A 1167-nucleotide genomic window follows, 5' to 3' on the forward strand; every position below is an offset into this window, starting at 1 on the left:
GCCTCGGCCGGCGCGCCGGCCAGCGCCGCGATGGGATCGCTGCGATGCGCGGGATCGAAATGCCCGGCGCTGAAGTCGGTGACGCCGGCCAGCACCAGCGTGGCGCCGTCGCGCTCGATCGCCACGTGCTCGTTCAGCAGGACCCGCAGCCCCAGCCGCCGCAGCTCGTCGATCCACGCATGCGCGCCGGCGTAGTACTCATGATTGCCGGTGACGACGTAGACGCCATGCGGCGCGCGCAGCGAGCCGAGCGGCGCGGTGTGTTCGCTCAGTTCGGGCACCTTGCCGTCGACCAGGTCGCCGGTGAGCGCGATCGCATCGGCGCCCAGTGTGTTGGTGCGTTCCACGATGCGCTGCAGATATGGCCGCTTGATGGTGGGGCCGACGTGGATGTCGCTGAGCTGCGCGATCGTGAAGCCGTCAAGCGCGGCGGGCAGCCCGTCGATCGGCACCTCGACATCGACGACGCGCGCCACGCGCCGTGCGTTCCAGTAGCCGAGCAGCGAGACCAGCAGCGCCAGCGCGACGGTGGCGACCGCGCTCCAGACCGGCAGCCCGGGCGGATACCAGCCGGCCAGCGCGCAGGCGATCAGCACCAGTTCGCGCAGCACGGTCAGGATCAGCAGCGTCGAGAACAGACCCATCGCCAGCATGCCGAGCCAGGACAGTCGATCGCCCCAGGGAGGCTCGAAGCGGCGCGCCAGCAGCGCGGCCGGCATCGACACGGTGGAGATCGCCAGCCACAGCGCGGCCAGCGCTTTCAGCGCCAGCGGCCACGGCAGCGCGGGCAGCAGGCGCGCGCCGATATAGAGATGCAGCAGGGCGACGATCAGCGCGGCCGTCACGATCGAGCGGCGAGGGGTCATGGTGCTCCGGGCAGGCGTGCCGCGTCGGCACGATAAGCCGCACGATACCGGGGTTACGGCTCGCGCGCATGCGCGTCCCTGCCTAGCGGCCCGACCACACCGTGCGCCGCACGCCGATGGCCGTCACCGCGCCATAGGCGCTGATGCCGAGCGCCACGCCGAGGAAATGGCCGTCCAGCCCCATGCCGCCGGCATGCGCCAGCAGCCAGCCGCCGCCCGCGGCCAGGCCGATCCGGGCGAGGCCGGCGGCGATCGGCCAGCGCATCCGGCCCGCGCCCATCGACGCGAAGTACAGCGCCAT

Annotated in this window: 1 protein-coding gene and 1 pseudogene; both read right to left on the reverse strand. The window is 72.3% G+C overall.

What is annotated here, in order from left to right:
* The coding region (locus B551_RS18490) for a metallophosphoesterase (protein WP_023264754.1) at window positions 1–866 on the reverse strand (866 nt) is incomplete at its 3' end.
* Window positions 867–948: 82 nt separating this feature from the next.
* A pseudogene (locus tag B551_RS18495) lies at window positions 949–1167 on the reverse strand (multidrug transporter MatE); the annotation flags it as partial.

Source organism: Cupriavidus sp. HPC(L) (assembly GCF_000307735.3).
Lineage (GTDB): Bacteria > Pseudomonadota > Gammaproteobacteria > Burkholderiales > Burkholderiaceae > Cupriavidus.